Here is a 22235-nt window from a genome sequence, read left to right on the forward strand (position 1 = left end):
TCAGCCGAGCTGGCGTTCGCGGATTTCATCCAGGGTCTTGCAGTCGATGCACTGGGTGGCGGTCGGACGCGCTTCCAGCCGGCGCAAGCCGATTTCGACGCCGCAGGTCTCGCAGTAGCCGTATTCGCCGCGCTCCAGGTTTTCCAGGGCTTCTTCGATCTTCTTGATCAGTTTTCTTTCGCGATCCCGGGTACGCAGCTCGAGGCTGAATTCGGATTCCTGGGTGGCGCGGTCGTTCGGGTCGGGGAAGTTGGCCGCTTCGTCCTTCATATGGTGGACGGTGCGGTCGACCTCCGCCATCAGTTCGGATTTCCAGTTCTGGAGTATCCGGCGAAAGTGAGCGACCTGCCCCGGGCTCATGTACTCCTCGCCCTCGGTGAGCTCGTACGGAGCGAAGCTGAACGGGGTTTCGGGGGCTTTGACGTTGGACATCCACTAGCTCCTTGGCCGTATCGGATTAAATCGGCAATAGATAACAGAATGCGAAGGCTCAGGCAAGAATTCCTTGCACGGCCAAAAACTTCGCATATCGCTGGGAAAAACGGGGAATCGGAGGGCCACACCGCGGCCCTCCGGAGCGTGGACGGTCAGGGCGAAACGACCGTCGCCTTCTCGATTACGATGGCTTTCTGCGGAACATCGGTCGGGAACGGGCCGCCGGCGCCGGTCGGGACTTTCGCCATTTCGTCGACCACTTCCATGCCTTTCACGACTTCGCCGAACACGGCGTAGCCCCAGCCCTGCGGGGTCGGGCTCTTGTAGTTGAGAAAGGTGTTGTCGGTGTAGTTGATGAAGAACTGCGCCGTCGCCGAGTTGGGGTCCGGCGTGCGCGCCATGGCGATGGTGCCGCGCTTGTTGGTCAGTCCGTTATTGGCTTCGTTCTGGATCGATGCATGGGTGCTCTTCTGCTTGTAATCCTGCGTGAAGCCGCCGCCCTGGGCCATGAAGCCCGGAATCACCCGGTGGAAGATGGTGCCGTCGTAAAAGCCTTCCTTGACGTAGGTCAGGAAGTTCGCGGCGCTGACGGGCGCCTTTTCCGTGTCGAGGCGAATCACGATATCGCCCAGGTTGGTGTGAAGCTGCACTTGGGTTTGAGTCGGAGGGGCGGTCATCTTCTTGGCTTTTCCGGTTTCTTTGGCAATGGAGGTGAGAGGAACGAAGGTGGCGAACAATGCGGTGGCGAACACGAGGCGGCGCATGGGATGTCTGTTGAGCATCGGGATACCTGCACGAAGGGGTCGGTCAAATTGCGGGCGGTATTGTATAGGCAAATGAGTCCGGGCTCGACCCGCCGACGCGGGGTTTCGGATTCATTCGGCAACGGCTACCGAAGTCGGCCCGTCCGGCAAGGCCTCGTGGACGCGGGCCAGCAGGGCGCTGACAGCGCCGTCACTCAGCTCAAGCGCCAATTGCGGGAACAGCCCCAGTACGACGACCCACAGCACCAGCGCACCGGCGACCAGGAGTTCGCGCGGCCGAAGGTCGAGTTCGCCGGGGGCCGCGCCCAACCTGCCCTGGCCCAGGAAGGCACGCCGGAAGTATCCGAGCACGCAGGCCGCGCCGACGATGCCGGCGAGCAGGGCCGCAAGCCCCAATCCCGTGTGTTGCCGGAGAAGGCCGATCAGGATCAGGTGCTCGGCGGCGAAGCCGCTGGTGCCGGGCACGCCGAGGCTGGCCAGCCCCAGGACGAAGAACAGCGCGCCGAGCAGTGGCATCGGCTTTGCCAAGCCGCCCAGCTGGTCGATTTCCGTCGAGCCGATCCGGTGCTGGATGAATCCGGCGACCAGGAACAGCCCGCCCGCCACGATGCTGAAATTGGCAAGCTGGAACAGCGCGCCCTGCAGCGCCTGGAAGTTCAAGGCGGCAATGCCGGCGACGACCAGGCCGACATGGCTGATGCTGGAAAACGCCAGCAGCCGGCGCAGGTTGGTCTGCCGCATCGCGACGAAAGCGCCGTAGACGGCGGTGAGGATACCGGCCCCTGCTACCAGTCCGCGGTATTCCAGCGCGGCCTGCGGGCTCAAGGGCACGGCAAAACGCACGATGCCGAAGGCGCCGAGCTTCAGCCCGGCCAGCCAGGCGACAAGCCCCGCCGGGCCCTCCATAGCGAGGGTCGGCAACCAGCCGTGGAAAGGAAACAGCGGCGCCTTGACGGCGAATCCCAGAACCAACAGAAGGAAGATCGCCGTCGCCAGCCGTCCGTCGAGCGGGGTATCCAGCAGCGCCAGATAATCGAAGCTCAGGCCGGCGGGCGCCGGAACACCGAGGAAGCGGGCGTGATTCAGGGCCAGCAGCAGGATGGCGAACAGCAGAGGGATGCCGCCAGCCAGCATGAACAGCGCGTATTTGACGGCGGCGTAGCGACGCTGCGGACCGATGCCGGAAAAACCGGCCAGCACGTAAACCGGAACGATCGTCAACTCCCAGAACAGGAAAAACAGCATCAGGTCGGTGGCGCAGAACACGCCGACGGTCGCCCCTCCCAACGCCAGGACCATACCGTAGTACAGCCGCACCCGGTTTTGCACCGCCGTCCAGGAGGCCACGATCACGGCGAGGTTCAGCACGGCGCCGAGGAACGGGAACAGCACCGAGATGCCGTCCACGCCGAGTTGGTAATGTGCGTTGAGCGAAGGAATCCAGGCATGGCGCTCGACGAATTGCAGGCCGGAGTCGACCGGGTCGAACCCCCACAGCAGCAGCGCGGCCAGCAACAGTTCCAGCACGGCGGCCGCCAATGCCAGCATCCGCCCGGTCTCCGGTTTCGGCGCGAAGACCATCGCAAGGCTCGCCGCGAGCGGCAAGCCGATCAGCAGGCTGAGGAGCGGCAAGGCATCGGCAATCATGGCATCCTCAACGCCCAGGTCATGAAGGGTGGACGGACAGCCGCGAAGCGGCCGGAAGCGCCGCGGACGGCGGGGTGTGCACCTGCGCCAGCCGGAGCAGCGACTGGTGGGCGAGATGGATCCACGGGGCGGTGTAGAACCCGACCCCCAGCAGCACCAGACACAGCACGGCAATCAGTGTATGTTCCCGCCAGCCCGACCGCGACCATTCGGGATAGGACCGGTGCGAGCGGCGATGAGCCAGAAAGATCCTCTGGAACGCCCACAGCAAAAAGCCGGCGGCCAGGACGTTGCCGACGGCAACCGCAATCGCCGCGCCCAGGCCACGGGTTTCGATCAGCCCTTCCAGCAGCAGATGGGCGGCATCGAAGCCCGGCGTGCCGGGCATGGCGATGGTGCTCAAGGCAGCGACCAGAAACAGCAGGCCCGGGCCCGGCGCCGATTCGAACAGGCCGCCCAGGCGCGGCAGCAGCAGCGTACCGGTGCGGCGCCGGAGCATGCCGGCCAGGAAGAACAGCCCCGCACCCGCCGCACCGAAGTTGAAGGCCAGCAGCAGCGTACCGCTCAGCCCTTCGAGGTTCAGGGCGAAGACGCCGGCCACCAGCATTCCCGTCTGGCTGACCGTGGCGAAAGCCAGCAGGCGGCGGAAATCGAGCTGCATCAGTGCGAGCACCGCGCCGTAGAATACGCCGGCCAACGCCAGGCCCAGCGTCCATGCAGTCCACGCGTGGACGGCGTTGGGCAGCAGCGGCAGGACGAAGCGCAGCAGCCCGTAGATGCCTATTTTCATGCCTATCAAAAGGGCCAAGGCTGTAGCAGGCAAGCCCTGCGCCGCGACGATGGGCAGCCAGCCATGCAGCGGGAACTGAGCCAGGCGCACCGAGAATCCGTAGAAGAACAGCAGGAAGACCAGGGATTCGAGCGTGCCCGAAGGGGGGGTCTCCAACAGCGCGGCCAGATCGAAAGACCAGATTCCGGTGGCACGCGCATGCCCCAGTCCCAACAGGAAGATGCCCCCACCCAGCAGCGCCAAACCTGAGCCGGCAAAGCGCAGATAAATACGCCGGGCCGAGCGCGCCGGATCGCTGCTGCCCCAACGCCCCAAAATTAGGGTGACCGGCCAAAGTTCCAGGCAGGCGGCAATCCAGAACTGGGCCAGGTCCAGGGCGAGCAGCATACCCATCGCCGTGGCCTCGAAGGCCAGGACGGTCGCCACGTACAGGCCTGCCGGCGCCTCTCGCCCAATCTCGCGGAACAACAGGGCCAGCACCGCGAGCAAAGCAGTCAGCAGGACGAACCCTAAGCTGAGGCCGTCGACGCCGAGGTGATAATTCAGGACGGACAGGAACACCGCATGCTCGGCGAACTGGAAATCGGCAGACCCCGCATCGAACCGGGCCAGCAGGAACAGCGCTACCGCAAGCTCTGCGAGGCTGCCGGCAAAGCCGATTGCCCAGGCGAAACCCTTCTTTTCTGCCCGCAGCGCAGCCAGCATGAACACCAGCGGCAGGCCGATCAAGGTGCTCAGCACCGGGAAGCCGGCGACTTCGAACCAGGGTATCTCGCCAGTCATGGAATCCCCTTCATCCGACCGCGAACAGCGAAACCAGCAGCACCAGGCACACGTAGCGCGGCTGGGCGAGCAGGGCTTCGAGCCGCTGCAGGGAACGCCCGACACGCCGTCCCGCCCGCCACAGATCGACGCCGACGCCTTGCAGGACCAAGCGGTCCTCGAACCAGTGCAGGGCGCCGGCGGTCCGGGCAACGATCCAGCCCGGAAGGCCGCCGACCCCCTGTCCCGCCTCGGTGCCGAGCGGCACCCCGATGCGCCGCTCCTCCCAGTTGGCCAGCGCGGCAAGCGCCTGGACCGCGGGAGTCGGGGCGTCGACGAGTCGATCCAGCACTTGGCGGTCGAAGGCGTCAAAGTCGTCCGCCAGGCGCTGCACCGGCAGGACACAGGCACGGTCCACCGCGGCCTCCAGCCAGAACCGGTTCAGCGAGGCGGCGTAGGACCTGCGGCTGTTCGCCAGCCAGGCCGGCAAGGGCCTGGGCGGCTGGCCGGATAGCGCGTGCATCAGCGCCGGCGCAGTGAGGAACTGGTAGCCCCGGACGACGGCGTGGGCGAACAGATGCCAGGTCGCAAGCTGCCAGAATCCCAAGCCGCAGGCCAGGAACATCAATCCCACCTGGGCCAGGGTCGAAAACACCAGGGCGGATTTGACGTCGGTTTGGCTGAGTCCACAGAAATAGCCGTAGAGCGCGGTCAAGAGGCCTGCCGCAGCCATCAGTGCCGACGCCGCTTCCGCGTGGACGAACAGGGGTTCGAGCCGCAGCACCAGGTAGACGCCGGCATGGATCATCAGCGCTCCGTAGAAAATCGCACTCGACGGCGTCGGTCCCTCCATGGCGCGCGACAGCCAGGGCGAGAACGGCACCTGGGCCGACTTCGCGAAGGCGGCGACCAGGAAGCAGGCGGCGACGAGGTTCTGCTTCTCCGACGAGAGCTGCGCCAGTCCGGCCAGCAGCTTCGGCCATTCGAGCTGGCCGGTCCAGGCGAAGCTCAAGGCGATCGCCAGGACGAAACCGGCGTCGCCCACGCGGTTGGTGACGAAGGCTCGGGTAGCGTTGCCAGCCGCGACCGGACGATCGTAGGCGTAAGCGATCAGGAGGTAGGAGCAGACCCCGGCCAGCTCCCAGCCGAAAAACGTCAGCACCGGGTTCCCGGCCAGCACCAGGAACTGCATGGCCCCGGCGAACAGGCTGAGCACCAGGAAGAACCGGTGGAAGCCCCGCTCGCGGTGCATGTAGTTGACGGAAAAGCGCGCAACCAGGTAAGCCATGAGGGCGACCAGCGCGGACAAACCCAGGCTCAGGCGGTCGAGCTGGAAGCTGAGGAGCACGCGGTAATCCGCGCTGGCCAGCCAGGTGCCCAGCACCGTTCTGGCCTCGAGCGTACCCGCCGACCCCAGCACCAGCAGCAGCGTCGCCAGCAGTCCCGACGCCCCCAGCGCCGACCGCACGAGCCGGGCGCTCATCCGTTCGCAGGGTTCACCCTCGAGACGCCCGAGCGCGATGCCTGCGGCGATGCCGAACGCGGCTGCGGCGGGCAGCAGCGGAATCAGAACGGCGGCTTTTTCGAGATAGGCCACGGCGCGATGTCAGACGCTAATCAAGGCAGGGGGCAACGGCTCGGCATGGCCTTCGAACCAGTCGGCCGAACGGGCGCACACTGCCATTTCCGCCACGGCGCCGGTCCAGGGAACGAAGCCCTGCTCCGGATCAAACGTCGAGATCGTACCGTCCGCAGGGTGAATTGCGGACAACAGGATCCAGCCGTTGCCGGCGAGTTCCCGGATCGGCGGCTGGCGGCGGTAGATCGCGGCCAGGATTTCCGGCGTCTGCTCCACCACGATCTGCAGCCGCATGGCTTCGTGAACCTCGGCCATTTGCCGGGGCAGGCCGGTGCGCAAGTCGCTGGCGGTGCCTTCCATGATGCCGAACAGCCCGGTCACGTTGTGCGGCACCTTGGAACCGCAGCCGTAGCGCTCGTTGTTCACCGTGGAAAAATAGTATTCGAGGTTGATGCCCGCCCCTACGGGGCCCGCCGCGAGCAGGATACCTTCCAGGATGCGCCCTTCCGGATCGCGGGTCGGGTCGTAGGAGATCAGGAATACCCGGCGGTCCAGGAACAGGCCACGGCTGACCGAACGCCGGCCGATCAAGGCGGCGGCATTGGTCGCGTGGCCCAGTTCCGGCCGGGCCTGGCTGAAATCCACCGAACGCCCGGTGACGTGGCGCAGCGCCCTGGCCGGCGAGGGCCGTTTGGGCGCCGAGGCAAAACGGCGGCAGCGTTCCTGCGCCGAAAGCCGGCAGGCCTCGTCCAGTTGCGCCGCGAAGGCATGCCAGCCGATACGGCTCAAGGGCGGGATGTCCGGCGTGTCGAACCAGGTGATTTCCTCGCTGCAGGTATTGTGCTCGGCACCGACGAACCAGGTGTCATCCGGAATCGGCAATCCCCGCTGCGCCAGCCGCGCCCTGACCTCGGGCCGGTTCGCCATGGCAGCGAACACCCGCGCATTGGGGCCGCCGTGGCGCCCGCTGCAGGCGCCGCAGTCGTAGGCCGCGAGATGCGGATTGTTCCGGCTGCCCGACCCGTGTCCCATCAGCACGACGATGGGCGCGAACTCCTGGGTCAGACCGACGTTCAGCAGGAAAGCCGCCACCCGGTCCGCCTGTTCTGCGTCGGTCAGGCCCGGGCGGGGCCGCTCCGGACTGGCCGGGACCGTATCGTCCGCCGCATTCAACGCCAGCGTGGTCGGCACTTCGGGCGTCCAGACCGCCGCCAGCCGCCGGGATAACCTCGCCGCCCAGCGAGGCAGCAGAACCTTTCCGAGCAGGCCAGCCGCGACGCCCGGAGCCACCAGATCGATCAGCAGGTGGGAACTGAGCAGGTTGCGCCGGATCTCCTGGTTGAATACCCGGCCGAGAAACCGGATGACTCCCCGCCGATGGTCGTGCAGTTGCCGGGTCGCTTCCTCGCCGGGGCTCGGAATCTCGCACACCTCGTGGGAGGGAGTGACGACGATCGGACACAAAGCCGTGGGTTCGGGGTCATCCAGGCCCCGCCAGTGCATGGGAATGCCGAAAAAACCGGCGGCACCCAGGGTCTCGACGGCCGGATTAAGTTCTTCCAGATGGCGGCGTATGCCCTCTTCCCGGTCGTCCATGCAGAACACAATCTGCGCTTCGGGACGCTCGTCGCGGGTGGCCCAGCGTCCCCGCCCGTGGTTGTTCGCCAGCGCGTTGAACAGAGGCTCGCGGTAGTGGCGTTCGTAGGCGCACAGCCAAAGGTAGCCGCGCCGTCCGAGCGTCAGTTCATCCAGCGCGCCGAGCAGGCGATCGATGTCTTCCTCCCGGAAAGCCCGCACGTCCTGGGCCGAAAGACCCAGATGCTGAGCCAGCTTGAACAGACGCCAGCCGCCGCCGTGGAGACGATAGCGCGAGTTCCACCCGGCCCTGGGCGCATGGCGCCAGGAGAAGATCATGTCGGCGGCGATGCGCCAGGGTTTCCTGTCGATGCGTTCGCTGCCGGCGCGCCGCACCAGGTCGGCGCAAGCCGAGGCCAGGAACTCCGGCAATTCGCTGCGGTACAACGCATGGCGCACCACGAACTCCGAAAGATGGCACTCGAAATAGCGCGCCAGTTCGCCGATATGGCCTTCGATGCCCCAGGCTTCGGAACAGATCTGGCGGAGATAGCGGCGGTCCAGGATGAGGCGGACCGCCAGGTAATCCATCAGGCTCGCGGGCGCAGTCCGGTTGGCCCGGTAGGCCGGGCGGTGGGCCCGCCAGTTCATCATCCCGGACCATCCTGGCAGCTCCAGCGCCAGACGTTCCAGATAGCCTTCCCAGTACGGCGCGGGGATGCCTCGCTGCTCGAGTTCGGAAATGACCGCCTCTGCGGCGTCGTCGGGCAGACCATCCAGGTCGGCGCGGTCCAGCGGCACCTCGCCGAGACCCCGCTCGACGCCATGCTGCATCGAACGCTTCCAGGCCGCATAGAATCCCAGGTTCCGGTCAGGAGAATGCCAGGCGGCCAGCCCTTCGTCGAGGTACGATGCGCAATGGCGGATGAGTTGGGGCCGGACCCGGTCCAGCACGTCCTGCCCCGTCAGCTTCAGCATTAAGCCGCGCAGGGTCCGCTCCCGCCCCACGGCGTCGATCTCTTTGGCGAGCAGAACCCGCGCCTCCTCGCGCATGGCACGATGCAACGCCGAAAGCCCGCTGCCGGAGGACTCGGCCTTGAAGTCGGCGTACAGCGCTTCCGCCTGGGCGATGGCGTGTTCCATGAGGTCCTCCGGATGCAGGGCGGCGCGCTCGTCCAGACCGAGCCGTTCCAGGCACGCGTCCCACAGGTCCCGCACCAGCCGGGGCGAGGCAGCGGCCTCCTCCTGGCCGCGCTTGGCCGACTCCATGAGCCGGCGTCGGGCTTCGGGCGAAACCTCCGGATCGAAGCGGTCGAGCGCCTTGAGTTCGTCGACCAGCCAGGAGAAACGGGCGGGATCCGCGGGCTCGAGATCGACCGTCAGCAGCAGACGATGGATCTGCCTACGGGTGATCGGCTCGCCTCCGGCCACGGCCAGGATTTCCCGGCCTCGCGGCCCGAGGTGCCGGTCGAGCACCGCCTCGATATCGGCGTCGGCGATGCGCCCTTTCCGGTAGAGTGCCCTGAATTCGCTCTCCGGCAGGTAGCCGTGGATGCCAGTGAGGCGCTCGGCTTCCTCCAGCGCCGTTTCGAAAGGGAGATGCTGAAAACCGTGCAGGGTGTTGTGATGGACGAAATCGCGGATCGGCGCCTGACCCGGCAGCACATGCTCCATGCGCTGCACGGCTTCGGCCAGACGGCTCTTGAGGTCGGTCGGGGCGGCGCCCGTCGGGTGGCTCATGCTCGGGCTCACAGGGATTCGGGATGCACGGCCGCCAGATAATGGCCAATCGAAACCCGGCTCAGCTCGAGCATGGCGGCCGGGGCGACGCCGAGATAGACGATGGCGGCGGCGAGACAGGCCGCGCCCGCGAATTCCGCCGGACGCATATCTTCGAGGCCGGACGTCGCCGGCCGGACAGGTCCTGTGACCAGCGCGGAAACGCTTCTCAACGCATACGCGCCGCCCACCAGGACACCGAAGCTGGCGGCCAGCATCCATGCGCCGAATCGCTGGAAACCGCCGAGCATTGCGTGCAATTCGGCAACGAAACTGGCGGAACCGGGAATCCCCATGGAGGCCAGCAGAGCCAGGGTGGTGAACGCCGCGAAGCGGGGCGCGGCCAGTCCCAGGGCGCCGTAATCGCCGATTTCGCGGGTATGGGTGCGTTCGTACAGCAGGCCGATCAGCAGGAACAGCGCGGCCGCCACCAGGCCGTGGGCGGTCATCTGCATCACCGCCCCCGTGAGGCCGACCGGATTCAGCGTGGCGAGCCCGAGCAGCACGAAGCCCATGTGGCTGACCGAGGAATAGGCGATCATGGCCTTCAGGTCGCTCTGGCGCCAGGCCAGCAGCGCGCCGTAGACGATGCCGACCAGTGCAATGGCAGCCAGCCAGGGCTGCATCGCGACCGCCGCTTCCGGCAGCATGCCGCAGGCCCGGATCAGGCCGTAGGCGCCCATCTTGAGCAACGCGCCCGACAACAGAATGCTGATGGGGCTGGGCGCTTCCACATGGGCCAGCGGCAGCCAGCCGTGCAGGGGGAACACCGGCATCTTCACGCCGAAGCCGATCAGGAGGCCGAGGAAGATAACGATCTGGCTGGCGCGCGGCAGCTCGCGCGCCGCGGCCTGCATCGAATCCATCAGCGTCGAGTGGTCGGCCGACGAGGTATAGACCATGAGCAGCCCGATCAGCATGAAGACCGAGCCGCCCATGGTGTAGAGCACGAAGTTCAGGCTGGCGCTGTGGCGGCGCTTGCCGCCCCACAGGTCGATCAGGAAGAACAGCGGGATCAGCGTCAGTTCCCAGAACACGTAGAACAGCGCCCAGTCGCGGGCGATGAAGACGCCCAGCATCCCGAATTCCAGGCTCAGGAAGGCCGTGTAATACCCGCGGGGCCGGTGGCCGCTGCGGCCGGCCAGCAGGGCGACCAGGCAAAGGAATGCCGAGAGCAGCACCATGGGCAGGGAAAAGCCATCGACGCCCAAGGCATAGAAGCTGCCCATGCCGGGATTCCAGGGCAAGGCCTCGCCGAACTGGATGTCCGGCGAGGCGGTATCGAAACGGATGGCGACAGCCAGGGCCCACAGCAGGCATAGCCCGCTGAACCCCAAGGCAACGCCGCATGCGTGCCGGTGCAGCCGCTGCGGCAGCAAGGCCAGCACCAGGGCGCCCAGCAACGGCGTCCAGAGGAGGCAGCTCAAGATTTTCACGACGACCGGTATCCCGCGATTTTGTCGATGTATCGTTTCGGAGGGGTTGCCGGCCGATCCCCGGTCACCCGTTTTTCCTGGGACGGTGCCCGCCACACGGCGGAGAAGGTTAACATGCTCTTGGATGATGGCAAACTCCAGCAAGCCCCGCGCAACTTGCAGCGGCTCGCTCGTTGCCGTTACTCTCTAACGTTACTTTTCGCCCAATCGTCCGTTCCGCCGTCCAACCCAACCCATGCCCCCGATCAAGACGCGATTCGCCCCCAGCCCGACCGGACTGATCCACCTCGGAAACGCCCGCACTGCGTTGCTCAGCGCCCTGGGCGGCGATACCTTCGTGCTGCGGATCGAGGACACCGACTTGGAGCGCAGCCGCAGCGAGTTCGTCGACGAATTGATCGCCGACCTGCGCTGGCTCGACCTGGAGTGGCAGGAAGGCCCGCAGTCCGCCGAGCCCGATCCGCACTGGTTCCAGTCGCAGCGCAGCTCGGTCTATAAGGATTACTACCGTGCCCTTGAGGAAAAGGGCCAGGCCTACCCTTGTTTCTGCACCCCGCTGGAGCTGGAGGTTGCGCGCAAGGTGCAGTTGAGCGCCGGCCGTCCGCCGCGCTATTCGGGGCGGTGCGCCCATCTCTCGGCGGATGAAATCCGCCGCAAGCAGGACGAAGGACTGTCGCCGACTTTGCGCTTCCGGGTACCGAGAGGCCAGGTGGTTGAGTTCGAGGACGAGGTGCGCGGGCCGCAGCGTTTCGCCAGCGAGGACATTGGCGATTTCATCATCCGCCGCGCCGACGGCAGCCCTGCCTTCTTCTTCTGCAATGCCATCGACGATGCGCTGATGGGCATCACCCGGGTGCTGCGCGGCGAGGACCATCTCGCCAACACCCCGCGCCAGCTCATGATCCTGGCGGCCCTGGACCTCCCCCAGCCCCGCTACGCCCATATATCGCTCATCGTTGGCGACGACGGCGCACCACTTTCCAAGCGAAACGGCAGCCGCAGCATCAACCAGCTGCGGGAAGAAGGCTATTTTCCCGAAGCCGTGGTCAACATGCTGGCCCGGCTCGGCCACCATTACGACAGTGAAGAGCTGCTGGGACTCAGCGCGCTGCGGGCCGGTTTCGACGTCAACCGGCTGGGCCGCTCGCCTGCGCGTTTCGACCTGTCCCACCTCGACCACTGGCAGGGCCTGGCGGTGCGAAAAACGGCCGACGATACGCTATGGACTTGGCTGCACGCCGAAACACGTGCCGTGGTGCCCGAAGCCCGTCGCTCCGATTTCCTGGACGTCGTCCGCTGCAACTGCCTGTTCCCCAAACAGGCGGACGGCTGGGCCAAGGTCCTGTTCACCGACGAGCTGGAGCTGGCGGCCGACATCGCCGCCGTGGCGCAATCGGCCGGCGAAGCGTTCTACCTGGCGGCCATCGATGCCGCGACGGAGTCGCCCGACGACTTTGCCGTTTTCCTGGCCGGGCTGAAGCGGCGCAGCGGCGCCAAGGGCAAGCACTTGTTCCTGCCGTTGCGGGCGGCGCTGACCGGCAGCCTGGACGGGCCGGAGCTGGCGAAGATATACCAGCTCCTGGACAAGCCGCGCCTGCACCGCCGGCTGGCCGAATTCACCTACGAATCGGAATGACATGCTCAAGATCTACAACAGCCTGACCCGGCAGAAAGAGGAATTCCGCCCCATCGAGCCCGGCCGCGTCCGCATGTACGTGTGCGGAATGACGGTGTATGACTACTGCCATTTGGGCCATGCCCGGGTCATGGTGGTGTTCGACATGGTGGCGCGCTACCTGCGGCACTTGGGGCTGGACGTGACCTATGTCCGCAACGTCACCGACATCGACGACAAGATCATCAAGCGAGCGGCGGAAAACGGGGAAGATATCGGCACGCTGACGGCCCGCTTCATCGAGGCGATGCATGAGGACGAGCGGACGCTGGGCGTGCTACCGCCCGATCATGAGCCTCGCGCGACCGAGTCCATCGCGGACATCGTGGCGATGATCGGAACGCTGATCGAGCGCGGCCACGCCTACGTCGGCAGCAACGGCGACGTGTTCTACGCGGTAGCGAGCTTCGGCGGCTACGGCCGGCTGTCGGGCAAGAACCTCGAAGAGTTGCAGGCGGGGGAACGGGTCGAAGTGGACGCAGCCAAGCGAGATCCGCTGGACTTCGTACTTTGGAAATCAGCCAAGCCGGGCGAGCCGTCCTGGGAATCCCCCTGGGGACCGGGCCGTCCCGGCTGGCACATTGAATGCTCGGCCATGTCGACCCGCTGCCTGGGCGCCCATTTCGACATCCACGGCGGCGGCATGGACCTGCAGTTCCCGCATCACGAGAACGAGATCGCCCAATCGGAAGGCGCGACCGGCGAGCATTTCGTCAATTACTGGATGCACAACGGCTTCGTGCGCATCAACGAGGAGAAGATGTCCAAATCGCTGGGCAATTTCTTCACCGTGCGCGAGGTGCTGCCCCGCTACCGGCCGGAGGTCGTGCGCTTCTTCATCCTCAACAGCCATTACCGCAGCCCGCTGAACTATTCGGACGAAAACCTCGACGAGGCCGCCGCCGCGCTATCCCGCCTTTACACCGCGCTGCGCGGCCTGACTCCAGACCTCCCTCTTCCCCTGGGAGAGGGCCGGGGTGAGGGTTTCTCCTCCCGTTTCGCGGACGCCATGCACGACGACTTCAACACCCCCGAAGCCATCGCCGTGCTGTTCGACCTGGCGCGGGAGATCAACCGGCACAAGGCGGCGGAACCGGCCAAGGCCGCGGCGCTGGGCGCGACGTTGAAAACCCTGGGTGGTGTTCTCGGCTTGGCACAGGAAGACCCTGATGCGTGGCTAAAAGGTGATGTAACTGTTGAGGTACGAGGCCTTCCTCCCGTGCGCGCGTCCTTCGGAGAAGACCAAATTCAAATCTTGATACAGTTGCGCCTCGACGCCCGCAAAGCCAAGAACTGGGCCGAGTCCGACCGCATCCGCGACGAACTCAAGGCCCAGGGGGTGATCCTCGAGGATTCCGCCGGCGGCACGACCTGGCGGCGTGAATAGGACTGGCGCTCAGGCCATGGTCTTGGCCAGCGCGAAGATTTCCTCCGCGTCGAACACCTGATCGTTGCTCTCGAACAGCTTGGCAATGCACGCCCGGTGCAGCGCCAGCTTGAGGGTGCCGAATCCGATCGCTCCCCACACGATCTTGCCGTGCCGGTCCGCACCCCGGTCCATCATGTCGGCACCGCCCAAGCCTAAAGGCGGAGTGGCGTTGGCGTCGGCCAGCAGCTCCAGACGCGTGTTGTCGCTCCAATGACGCTCCTCCAACAGCTGCACCCCCGCCGCGCCGGTGGCGAACACGATCTGGGCGTCGGCGATCGCCGCGCCTCGGGCGTCGTCGTCGAAGGCTTCTACGGGCACCAGATCGACGCCGAAGCGAGTTTTCATCTCGGCGCAAGCGTGTTCGGCGCGGGCCAACTGCCGCGAGGTGATCACCACCTCCGAACAACCCTCCTTCGCCAGCATCACCGCCGCCCGCTGCCCCACCGGACCGGTGCCGGCCAGCACCACCGCCTTTTTGCCGGCCAGCGCCCCGCTCGAAGCCAGCTTGGCGACCCCGGCCGCCGCCGTGGTATTGCTGCCGTTGCTGTCCAGCATCACCGACACCCGGAAATCGGCGAAGAATTTTTTGCGCACCGCCCGCAACAAGTTCTGACCCGCCACCAGATCGCTGCCGCCCACGTATATGGCGGTGTTCTTCTTGTCCTTCGGGGCGCGGGTGAAAATGGTGCCCTCCACCAGCGGACCGACGTTGTCCGGCGTCAGATGCCCGTGCGCGATGACCTGATCGGCGCCACCGTCGTAGCCGACGACGGTATCGAATACGGAAGGATGCAGGTCGGTATCGAATTGAAACAGCAGTTTTTTCATGGTCAGGGTTCGTGCTTGGGTTATTGTCCCGGCGATCGCTGGCGGCGATTTTACGCCAGCCGCAAGGCTTGCATATAATGGCCGGCTGTCATTTTCTCAAGATTTGAGTGCGGTGCCATGATCAAAGACCAGCCCATCCAGCAGTTTCTCGACGAACTCGCCAGCAAGTCGGCGACGCCCGGTGGCGGCAGCGCGGCGGCTGTCATGGGGGCAATGGGCGCGGCGCTGGTCGGCATGGTGTGCAATCTGACCGTGGGCAAGAAAAACTACGAGGCCGTCGAAGCCGAAATGGCCGACGTCCTGGCGCGGGCGGACGCGTTGCGGGCGCAATCCATGGACATGATCCGGGCCGACGTCGAAGCATTCGACCGCGTCATGGCGGCTTACGCGCTGCCGCGCGAGACCGAGGATGACAAGGCTGCACGCAGCGCCGCCATTCAGGAAGCGCTGAAAGCCGCGACCGAGGTGCCGCTGGCCTGTGCCCGGCTTTGCGTAGATATCATCGATCTGAGCCAAATCGCCGCCGAAAAGGGCAACCGCAATGTCGTCAGCGACGCCGGCGTTGCGGTCATGGCTGCTCATGCCGCCCTCAAGAGCGCGGCGCTGAACGTCTACGTGAATGCCAAGGGCCTGAAGGACGAGGCCTTCGCCCAGGATCGCGTGAACCGGCTCGAGGCCTTGCTGAAGGAGGGCGATGCCAAGGTCGACGCCATTTTCGCGGCGGTCAAGGCCAGTCTCTGATATCCTGATTGACGGACGAGTTTTCGGATAATAAAATGCGCGTCTCTTTGGGCAGCGCGTTGAAAGGTTCGGCAGGCTCATCCGGGGTATAGCGCAGTCTGGTAGCGCGTCTGCTTTGGGAGCAGAATGTCGGGGGTTCGAATCCCTCTACCCCGACCAATCAAGCGCTTGTAGCTCAGCCGGATAGAGCATCGGCCTTCTAAGCCGAGGGTCGCAGGTTCGAGTCCTGCCAGGCGCGCCAATTTCAGTGGTGACCGTAGCTCAGTCGGTAGAGTCCCGGATTGTGATTCCGGTTGTCGTGGGTTCGAGCCCCATCGGTCACCCCATCCCCGTTTTACGGGCCATTAGCTCAGCTGGTAGAGCAGCGGACTCTTAATCCGTTTGTCGTAGGTTCGATCCCTACATGGCCCACCAATAAATCAAAGGGTTAAGCGATAGCTTAACCCTTTTTTGTTTCTGAGCGTAGCCGATTCGTAACCACCCGACGCGGGCAGCCGGTCATGCTGGTGACATATTGCGCGAGGTGTTCACCGCTCAGATGGGCGTAGCGCTTCACCATTTCCACCGACTCCCAGCCGCCCAGCTCCTGGAGCACGTGTAACGGTGTTCCCCGCTGTACGTGCCACGATGCCCAGGTATGGCGGAGATCATGCCAGCGGAAATTCTCGATTCCGGCCCGTCCCAAGGCTTTCGTCCAAGCATGGTTATTCACCCGGCTGACAGACTGCCCACGATAGCTGAACACGTGGGTGTGATGCTTTCCGAGCTGGCGCCGGATGATTTCGACCGCGACGTCCGAAAGCGGTACGGCGATGGCCTTACGCGCCTTGGCCTGGTCCGGGTGAATCCAGGCGACCTTGCGGACAAGGTCGAGCTGGTTCCAGAGCAGGCCGGTGACGTTGGCCTGACGCAGACCCGTTTCCAGGCTGAAACGCACCATATCAGCAAGGTGCGCCGGCAGTTCGGCCAGGAGCCTTTCCGCTTCGTCTTTCGTCAGGAAGCGGATGCGCTGTTTCGGCTCGGGCAGCATCCGAACTTTCGGCATGGAATCCAACCAACCCCACTCGTGCACAGCCTTTCTCAGTATCGATCGGACAATGGCGAGATGCCGGTTAATGGTCGCATTTGAAGCGCCCTCCCCTTTCTTCGCCGATATAACCGCGTCGAGCTTGTACCGGTCGACCTCAGAGAGCATTACCCCTTCCAGATGGACATGAAGCCACCGCAGGCGGTTGATGTCGTCACGCCGGGAGGCTTTCTCTTCCGTGTCATCGAGCCACCGCAAAACCGCCTGTTGCCAGGAATACCCCGGTTTCACCCCGAGGCGGCTTTGTTCCCACAGTTCCGCCTTGAGCTTGTCGTGGAGTTCCTGGGCGCGTTTCCGGTCGGCAGTCCCAGTGCTTTCCTGTAGGCGTCGTCCGTTGACGTGGAGCTTGATCCACCAATGGGGACTATCTTTGCGTTTGTAAAGTGACATGGGTTTTCCTCTTGCGTGCTGTCACCTTGCAACGCCCGCGAGGGGTATTGTCCGCGCAGCCAGGCGGCCAGATCAACGTCGAGGAACAGCCAGCGCTTGCCGACCTTGGCGGCGGGAATCTCGCCGGCTCGGGCCTTGTCCCGGAGGGTGACCGGGTGCAGCTGCAGGAACTCGGCGGCCTGCTGGAGGTTAAGGGTTTGCATGGGACCGGATCGGTTCGGTTTTGTTTGAGCGGTCAAGCCGCCTTCCCGAGCGTTCGCCGCTTCCATAGCCCTTCGCGGATAAAGTCCTTCAAATCCTGCTCCACCTGGTCCTTGGCCTGGCCCCGGCGGGCGAGGTGTTCCAGCAGCTTGGGGTAGATCGACAGGCGCTTGATCTGGATCAGGATGTAATCGGCATTCCTGCCCTCACGGGCATAGAGCGAAATGAGGTTGCCGAGCACGTTGCCGAAGTTGCGGGCGACCGCGGACACGTCCTCTTTTTTTTTACGCACGATCTTGTAGCCGGAGGCCGGGACTTTGAATTCCGGATCGTCGCGCAGCAGCTGCCAAACGGGGTCGATGTAGGTGCCGTCCTTGGCGCGGTTGATGGTCAGGGCATAGCGCCACATGTCGGTGAGGTGCGGCACGACGTCCAGCCAGCGCTTGAGGGGTTTACCCATGCCTTCGCCGATTTCGTTCACCACCGAGTGATGGAACCGGGCTTCGATCCGCCACACCGGTTGGCTGGGATCGAATTCGCCTTCGGTGAACTCGCCCCATTGCGCTTGCATGAAGTCCACCTTGTCGGCATGGACGATCTGCTTGGACTTGTCGTAGAGGCAGAGCTGGAGCGATGCCGCCTTGCCGAAGGTGAGGCTTTCGGCGGCCTTATCGCCGTAGGTCACCGCCACTTCCGACAGGCCGTGGAATTCGGCATCCGAGATCCCATCGAAGCGGCGGGTAATTCGTGCTCGGGTGATGAAACGGTTCTGGAACCCCGGATCGGGTGACCACTGCTGGACGTCGACCGCCAGATGCACCGCCACACCCGAAGCCTCGTGCGCGCTCATGAGCTGGCAAGCGAAGCTGTCCAGGGTGGTTTGAATGGCGTTGGCGTTGGCTTCGGCCAGCAGCTGGGGCGACAGCTCGATTTTCAGATGATGGGCGGGCCGGCCTTCCAGCAAGTCCACTTCGGCCTGGTAGTAGCTGCCGATCAGCAAGATGATGCCGCGGGTGTTGTCCTGGAGGGCGTAGCGGTAACCGCAAGCCTTGCCCATCCTCCGGGCTGCCCAGGGGTGTTCGCCTTCCAGGAACCGGAACTCCCCGGAGCCTTCCGCGGCCTCTTTGATCTTCTGGTACAGCTCGGGCTTGAGCTGGCCGTGGTAGTTCTGCCGCACGGTGTCCACGAAGGTGCCGCAGATCAGGATATGGGACAGGTCCCAGGTGATGCGGGGGGTTTTGAAGATACGCCCTTTCGGGTCTTCTTCCGTGCCCTTGGACAGGCTGGAGTACGAATAACGCTGGAACAGCTTCAGATCGGCCATGGTCTTTTCTCCCTTCTCGTTGCTCTTGTTGCTCTGAACTTCTTCAATCCAAAAACCTTTAAACGCTCAAACTGTCTTTTGTGCTTCACTGTGCTCGAATGAGGCTTTGCATCCCCCTAGATCAGACGTGTTACAGGCACGTCTGACCGGCTGCGCCGCTGCGCGCCGTGGGCGCGCGCCCGCACGCGCCCGGCACGCAGCGTGCGCCGACCGGTGGAGCGCCCCGGCCGGGGCTCGGCAACCCGGTCGCAGCGCCCGCAGCGGCACGGCCCGGCCCTTAGCGGTAGCCGGCATCTTTCAGGCGCTGGGTCAGGTCGAAGTCGTCGGCTTTCTCGGGCTTTTCCTCATAGAGCAGGGTCTTGCCCAGGACGGCCGAATGCACCAGGCCGACCCCGCGCACCACGACCAGCACGCCGGCGATGGCGGTGCCGACATACATGACGGCCGAAGCCACCGAGTGAAAATCGATATCGATGCTGGGAATCAGCGAGGAAAAATCGGGTGCAGCCATAGATCACCTCATGGGCCAGGGTGGGCGGGGGGTTGGAAAGCGCTTTCGGCGATATGGAACGGAGTCTGCACCGGGGCCGGCCCCGACCAGCGGGCGACGATCTCGCCGTCCACCAGGCACTGCGGCTCGACCTCGAGATCGACACAGCGGCGGGCCGAAATCACCCGGAACTTCCTGCGCTTGTCCTGCAGGTACACCCGGCGCGACTCGCCCTCCCCGCTGAAGCCGACCAGGCGCCAGGCGTCCGACACCTTGGGCTCTGGGGTGGGGAGGGGGGTGGCTTCGGCCACCGGCGGCGACGTGGCCTGGGGAAGCGGTGAAGGCGTGGGCGTTGCCGCTACCGCCACCGGCTCCCCGGTGTACTCGGGCAGGACCTTCGGCTTCTCGGCCAGGGCGGCTTTCGGCTCGGGATGGAAGAAGCCCCAGACCCCGCGGATGGCCAGAACCCCGAACAGGACGGCCGCCGGCACCCCGAACTTCAGCAGGTTGTTGCCCCAGATGGTGGCGCGTCCGTCCGGCTTCGATTCGATCCCCACCATATCGTCCAGGGCCTTGGTGTGGGACTTGTAGAGCCGGTAAACCTCCGGCTTGTAGCTGCCGAAGATTTGCCGGATCGCGGCTTTGACCGGGTAGCGCGGCCCCCGCTGCGGCCCGCCGTAGATATCCACCCGGTAACGCTTGTCCGCGCCGAGGGTATCGAGCTTGGTGGCGACGAAGGTCTTATCGACCAGGTTGCGGACATAACTGCACAGGTTGGTCAGGTCCTGCACGATCAGCACGATTTCCTGCGAATACTGATTCGCGCCGACCTTGTGGCGGTGCTCGGCAAAAAACGACTTGTGTTCTTCGGTGAGATCGGCGGATTTGATGCCGGCGGGCCAAAACCGCCAGGCTTCGTCGATGACGATGACGGCGCCGCCCGGCAGACCGGCCCAGAACCCCGGCTGCTGGGCCTGGGCATTATCGAACACCCGGATTTCGACATCGGGCCAAACGATCTCCCATTCCTGCATGACCAAGGGAATGTTGGTCCAGATGGGGCGCAGCCGCTTCACCGACGGCAGAATGACGTTCTCGATCACGCCGTAACTCTTGCCGGCACCAGGCAGGCCCACATAGGCGAGGATGGACATGGCTCAAGGCTTCCGGAAACGTCCGGCAAAGCCGGCATCGCTTTGGGTGGGATTGATCTGTCCTACCATGGCACCGGTCTCCCTCAGCCGATGAACGGCAAACGCCGGATCAGGAAGCGGACGCCGTAGGCGCAGCAGATCATGCCGAGTCCGTAGGCGGCCTGGAACGGCGCCAGGAAGAAGCCGACCCCCGAGGCCGCCACCGCCCCCATGAGGCCAGACACCACCGTCGGCACCGCGATCAGCGCCGAACAGCAGCCGAGGAGGAAACTCCCGGCCAGGGCATCGCCGAGGATTTCCAGGAGGTGCGACCAGATCCACTTCGGCACGTATAGCAAGGCATCCCAGATCCACTGGACGAACTGGGCCATGTCCGGAAACAGCCCCTCGGCGTGGGCCTGGCCGGCATAAACCAGCGCCAGCACCCACAGGCTAAGCGCTGAACAGAATGAAAACCGCGATGAGGGACCAGACATAGGGCATGAAACTCGCGATGGTGGGAGAGACTTCCGCCCAGATCGTGCAATGCTGATCGATCACGAACGCGCGGTTGAACCAGGCCAAGTCGACCGGATAGGTGACACAGCCGCCTGAGGGTTCGGAAGCACTGACAAGGAACATCGCCCCCAAGGGGCCGGTTTGGACTTTTTGGATGAAGATTTGCCAGGTGGTGTCGAAGTCATCGATCTGGGGGACTTGGCCGTATTTGGTGGTGTCCTTGATGAGCTTCTTATCCAGGTTGTCCAACGACTCCTTGGCGGCTTCCGTGGCGGTGGCCACCCGCTGCTGGGTGACTTCCAGGTCGAGACCGCGAATGTCGACGGTGGGCTGGGCTTTAAGCGTTCGGTCAATCGAATCCAGCGAAGCGCGGCTCGCCGCGGAGTCGCCGCGGATGGCAGCCAGGTCGACCTTGGCGCCTTCCACCGCGACCCGGCTCAGGGCCACGTCCTGCTTCACCGCGTCGGTGTTGGTCTTGGTGGCCTCGCTGGCAGCCGCCACCCGCTGCTGGGTGGCTTCCTGGTTCAGGCTGCTGGTGTCGATGGTGGTGCCGGCGCCGGTGGTGTTGTCGACGTTGGTGATGGTGGTGTTGTTGTAGCTGGTCGTGGTCGAACTGGTGACATTGCCGTTGGCGTCGGTGTGGACCTGGTCGCGGTTGACCACCGGCTTGCCGTCGCTGCCGACCGATTCGGTGTCGCGGACGTAGTCGGCGCCGCCGTCGGGGGTGGGCTTGATCGTTTCCCGCACGCTGTTGGCATGCGCATCCGCGCCGGTGCGGGTGTCCTGATGCGTCCCCACATCGGGATCGCGCTCGGCCGCCACCCAGCCGGTGCGCCCGGCCCGATAGGTGGGCTTGCCGTCGGAGGGCCATTGCGCCTTGGCGCCGTTCGGGCAAGCACTCTGCAAGAGACAATGGCCCTTGCCGTCGTCGACATAACAAGTACCACACGTAGTCGAGGCTGAGCTGACAGCGATGATGCAGTTACAGCCGCCCGGACCATTGCAGTCGTAATAACCCGACCCATCCGGATTCGAATAGCCCGACCGGGGGAGGCATTCGGTCACTGTAGGGCCATACGCATTCGCGCAGAACTGGACACATGCCGCCGCGGGATCAGTAAACGTGCCCTTAATCCAGCCCCGGCTGTCGTAATAGGTGTAATTCGACGTCCCCGGCACGGACGCGGGTGGGGTGTCCGGATCGGACCAGCCCGGCACCGCCGGATACGGCAGGTTCTCGCCCGGCAGATACTGGTAGCAGTTGAGGTTGTCGCACAGCTCATACAACCCGATGCCAATCCCGAGGCCGATGGCGGCGCCGACCGGGCTGAAGGGACCGCGGAAGCCGGACAGGGCTTCCCAGGCTTTGGCACCGTTCGAGAACGCCGTGGACAGCGCATTGAGCGGGGCCACCAGGTTGGTCAGGGAAGGCACGGCGACGGCCGGTCCCGGCAGCAGGGCCAAGACCGAGACCAGGCTCAGAACCGTGAGAAGATGCCGTAGGCGCATGCGGCCCCCATCACGAAGAAGGTCCAGTAGTAGAGATCAGCCATGACGGACCACCGCATTGAGGTCGTCTTCGTCATCGAATTCATCGTCAGCGTCGTCTTCGTCATCGTCGAACATGGCAAGGTCCTCGGCTCAGCGAAAT

General features: G+C 64.8%; 17 protein-coding genes, 4 tRNA genes and 1 pseudogene. 7 read left to right on the forward strand and 15 right to left on the reverse strand.

Annotated elements, in window-relative coordinates; translation table 11 throughout:
* The 7 genes from dksA to OOT43_RS08815 all read right to left on the reverse strand — a co-directional run bounded on the left by dksA (position 1) and on the right by OOT43_RS08815 (position 10767).
* Positions 1–432, reverse strand: a complete 432-nt coding sequence (gene dksA / locus OOT43_RS08785; RefSeq protein ID WP_266024532.1) for an RNA polymerase-binding protein DksA — start codon at positions 430–432, stop codon at positions 1–3.
* A gap of 155 nt (positions 433–587) precedes the next feature.
* Complete coding sequence (locus tag OOT43_RS08790) at positions 588–1199, reverse strand: peptidylprolyl isomerase (protein WP_394358049.1); 612 nt, start codon at positions 1197–1199, stop codon at positions 588–590.
* 111 nt (positions 1200–1310) lie between these two features.
* Positions 1311–2846 (reverse strand): complex I subunit 4 family protein, encoded by a 1536-nt coding sequence (locus tag OOT43_RS08795; protein WP_266024535.1) that lies wholly within the window; start codon positions 2844–2846, stop codon positions 1311–1313.
* Positions 2847–2865: 19 nt separating this feature from the next.
* Complete coding sequence (locus OOT43_RS08800) at positions 2866–4419, reverse strand: complex I subunit 4 family protein (RefSeq protein WP_266024536.1); 1554 nt, start codon at positions 4417–4419, stop codon at positions 2866–2868.
* Positions 4420–4429: 10 nt separating this feature from the next.
* Positions 4430–5995: a proton-conducting transporter transmembrane domain-containing protein gene (locus tag OOT43_RS08805; protein WP_266024537.1), complete on the reverse strand. Its 1566-nt coding sequence runs from the start codon at positions 5993–5995 to the stop codon at positions 4430–4432.
* Between the two features lie 9 nt (positions 5996–6004).
* Complete coding sequence (locus tag OOT43_RS08810; RefSeq protein ID WP_266024538.1) at positions 6005–9292, reverse strand: DUF2309 domain-containing protein; 3288 nt, start codon at positions 9290–9292, stop codon at positions 6005–6007.
* 8 nt (positions 9293–9300) lie between these two features.
* Positions 9301–10767: a complex I subunit 4 family protein gene (locus tag OOT43_RS08815; protein WP_266024539.1), complete on the reverse strand. Its 1467-nt coding sequence runs from the start codon at positions 10765–10767 to the stop codon at positions 9301–9303.
* Between the two features lie 235 nt (positions 10768–11002).
* Between OOT43_RS08815 and gltX the strand changes: the two genes are divergently transcribed.
* Together gltX and cysS are read left to right on the forward strand one after the other, a co-directional pair.
* Positions 11003–12403, forward strand: coding sequence for a glutamate--tRNA ligase (gene gltX, locus OOT43_RS08820; protein WP_266024540.1), 1401 nt, complete (start codon positions 11003–11005; stop codon positions 12401–12403).
* A gap of 1 nt (position 12404) precedes the next feature.
* Positions 12405–13829, forward strand: a complete 1425-nt coding sequence (cysS, locus tag OOT43_RS08825; RefSeq protein ID WP_266024541.1) for a cysteine--tRNA ligase — start codon at positions 12405–12407, stop codon at positions 13827–13829.
* Between the two features lie 9 nt (positions 13830–13838).
* Here cysS and OOT43_RS08830 read toward each other — a convergent pair whose 3' ends face one another.
* Positions 13839–14699: an NADP-dependent methylenetetrahydromethanopterin/methylenetetrahydrofolate dehydrogenase gene (locus tag OOT43_RS08830; RefSeq protein ID WP_266024542.1), complete on the reverse strand. Its 861-nt coding sequence runs from the start codon at positions 14697–14699 to the stop codon at positions 13839–13841.
* A gap of 117 nt (positions 14700–14816) precedes the next feature.
* Here OOT43_RS08830 and fchA point away from each other — a divergent pair, with 117 nt between their 5' ends.
* The 5 genes from fchA (at position 14817) to OOT43_RS08855 (ending at position 15854) form a co-directional block, all read left to right on the forward strand.
* Complete coding sequence (gene fchA, locus OOT43_RS08835) at positions 14817–15440, forward strand: methenyltetrahydrofolate cyclohydrolase (protein ID WP_266024544.1); 624 nt, start codon at positions 14817–14819, stop codon at positions 15438–15440.
* Positions 15441–15522: 82 nt separating this feature from the next.
* Positions 15523–15599: transfer RNA gene (locus tag OOT43_RS08840), tRNA-Pro, on the forward strand.
* Positions 15600–15604: 5 nt separating this feature from the next.
* A tRNA-Arg gene (locus tag OOT43_RS08845) sits at positions 15605–15681 on the forward strand.
* Between the two features lie 9 nt (positions 15682–15690).
* Positions 15691–15766 (forward strand) — tRNA-His (locus OOT43_RS08850).
* 12 nt (positions 15767–15778) lie between these two features.
* A tRNA-Lys gene (locus tag OOT43_RS08855) sits at positions 15779–15854 on the forward strand.
* Between the two features lie 25 nt (positions 15855–15879).
* Here the strand turns inward: OOT43_RS08855 and OOT43_RS08860 are convergent.
* From OOT43_RS08860 to OOT43_RS08885, 7 genes and pseudogenes are all read right to left on the reverse strand, one after another.
* Entirely contained in the window at positions 15880–16917 is a 1038-nt protein-coding gene (locus tag OOT43_RS08860) for a tyrosine-type recombinase/integrase (protein ID WP_266024546.1), read from the reverse strand.
* 59 nt (positions 16918–16976) lie between these two features.
* Positions 16977–17186 (reverse strand): annotated as a pseudogene (locus OOT43_RS20555) (helix-turn-helix domain-containing protein); the annotation flags it as partial.
* Complete coding sequence (locus OOT43_RS08865) at positions 17153–18442, reverse strand: hypothetical protein (protein WP_266024548.1); 1290 nt, start codon at positions 18440–18442, stop codon at positions 17153–17155. The pseudogene OOT43_RS20555 and the gene OOT43_RS08865, both read right to left, overlap by 34 nt.
* 277 nt (positions 18443–18719) lie before the next feature.
* Positions 18720–18953 carry a hypothetical protein gene (locus tag OOT43_RS08870; RefSeq protein ID WP_266024551.1) on the reverse strand — a complete coding sequence of 78 codons (234 nt, stop codon included), beginning with the start codon at positions 18951–18953 and terminating at the stop codon, positions 18720–18722.
* Between the two features lie 8 nt (positions 18954–18961).
* Entirely contained in the window at positions 18962–20086 is a 1125-nt protein-coding gene (locus OOT43_RS08875; protein WP_266024552.1) for a zonular occludens toxin domain-containing protein, read from the reverse strand.
* Positions 20087–20169: 83 nt separating this feature from the next.
* A complete protein-coding gene (locus OOT43_RS08880; RefSeq protein ID WP_266024553.1) occupies positions 20170–20562 on the reverse strand; it encodes a hypothetical protein in 393 nt (130 codons plus the stop codon).
* Positions 20519–22093, reverse strand: a complete 1575-nt coding sequence (locus OOT43_RS08885) for a hypothetical protein (RefSeq protein ID WP_266024554.1) — start codon at positions 22091–22093, stop codon at positions 20519–20521. Before OOT43_RS08885 ends, OOT43_RS08880 begins: the two co-directional genes overlap by 44 nt.
* Positions 22094–22235 lie beyond the last annotated feature (142 nt).

It is taken from the genome of Methylococcus mesophilus (genome assembly GCF_026247885.1).
GTDB classification, from domain to species: Bacteria; Pseudomonadota; Gammaproteobacteria; order Methylococcales; family Methylococcaceae; genus Methylococcus; species Methylococcus mesophilus.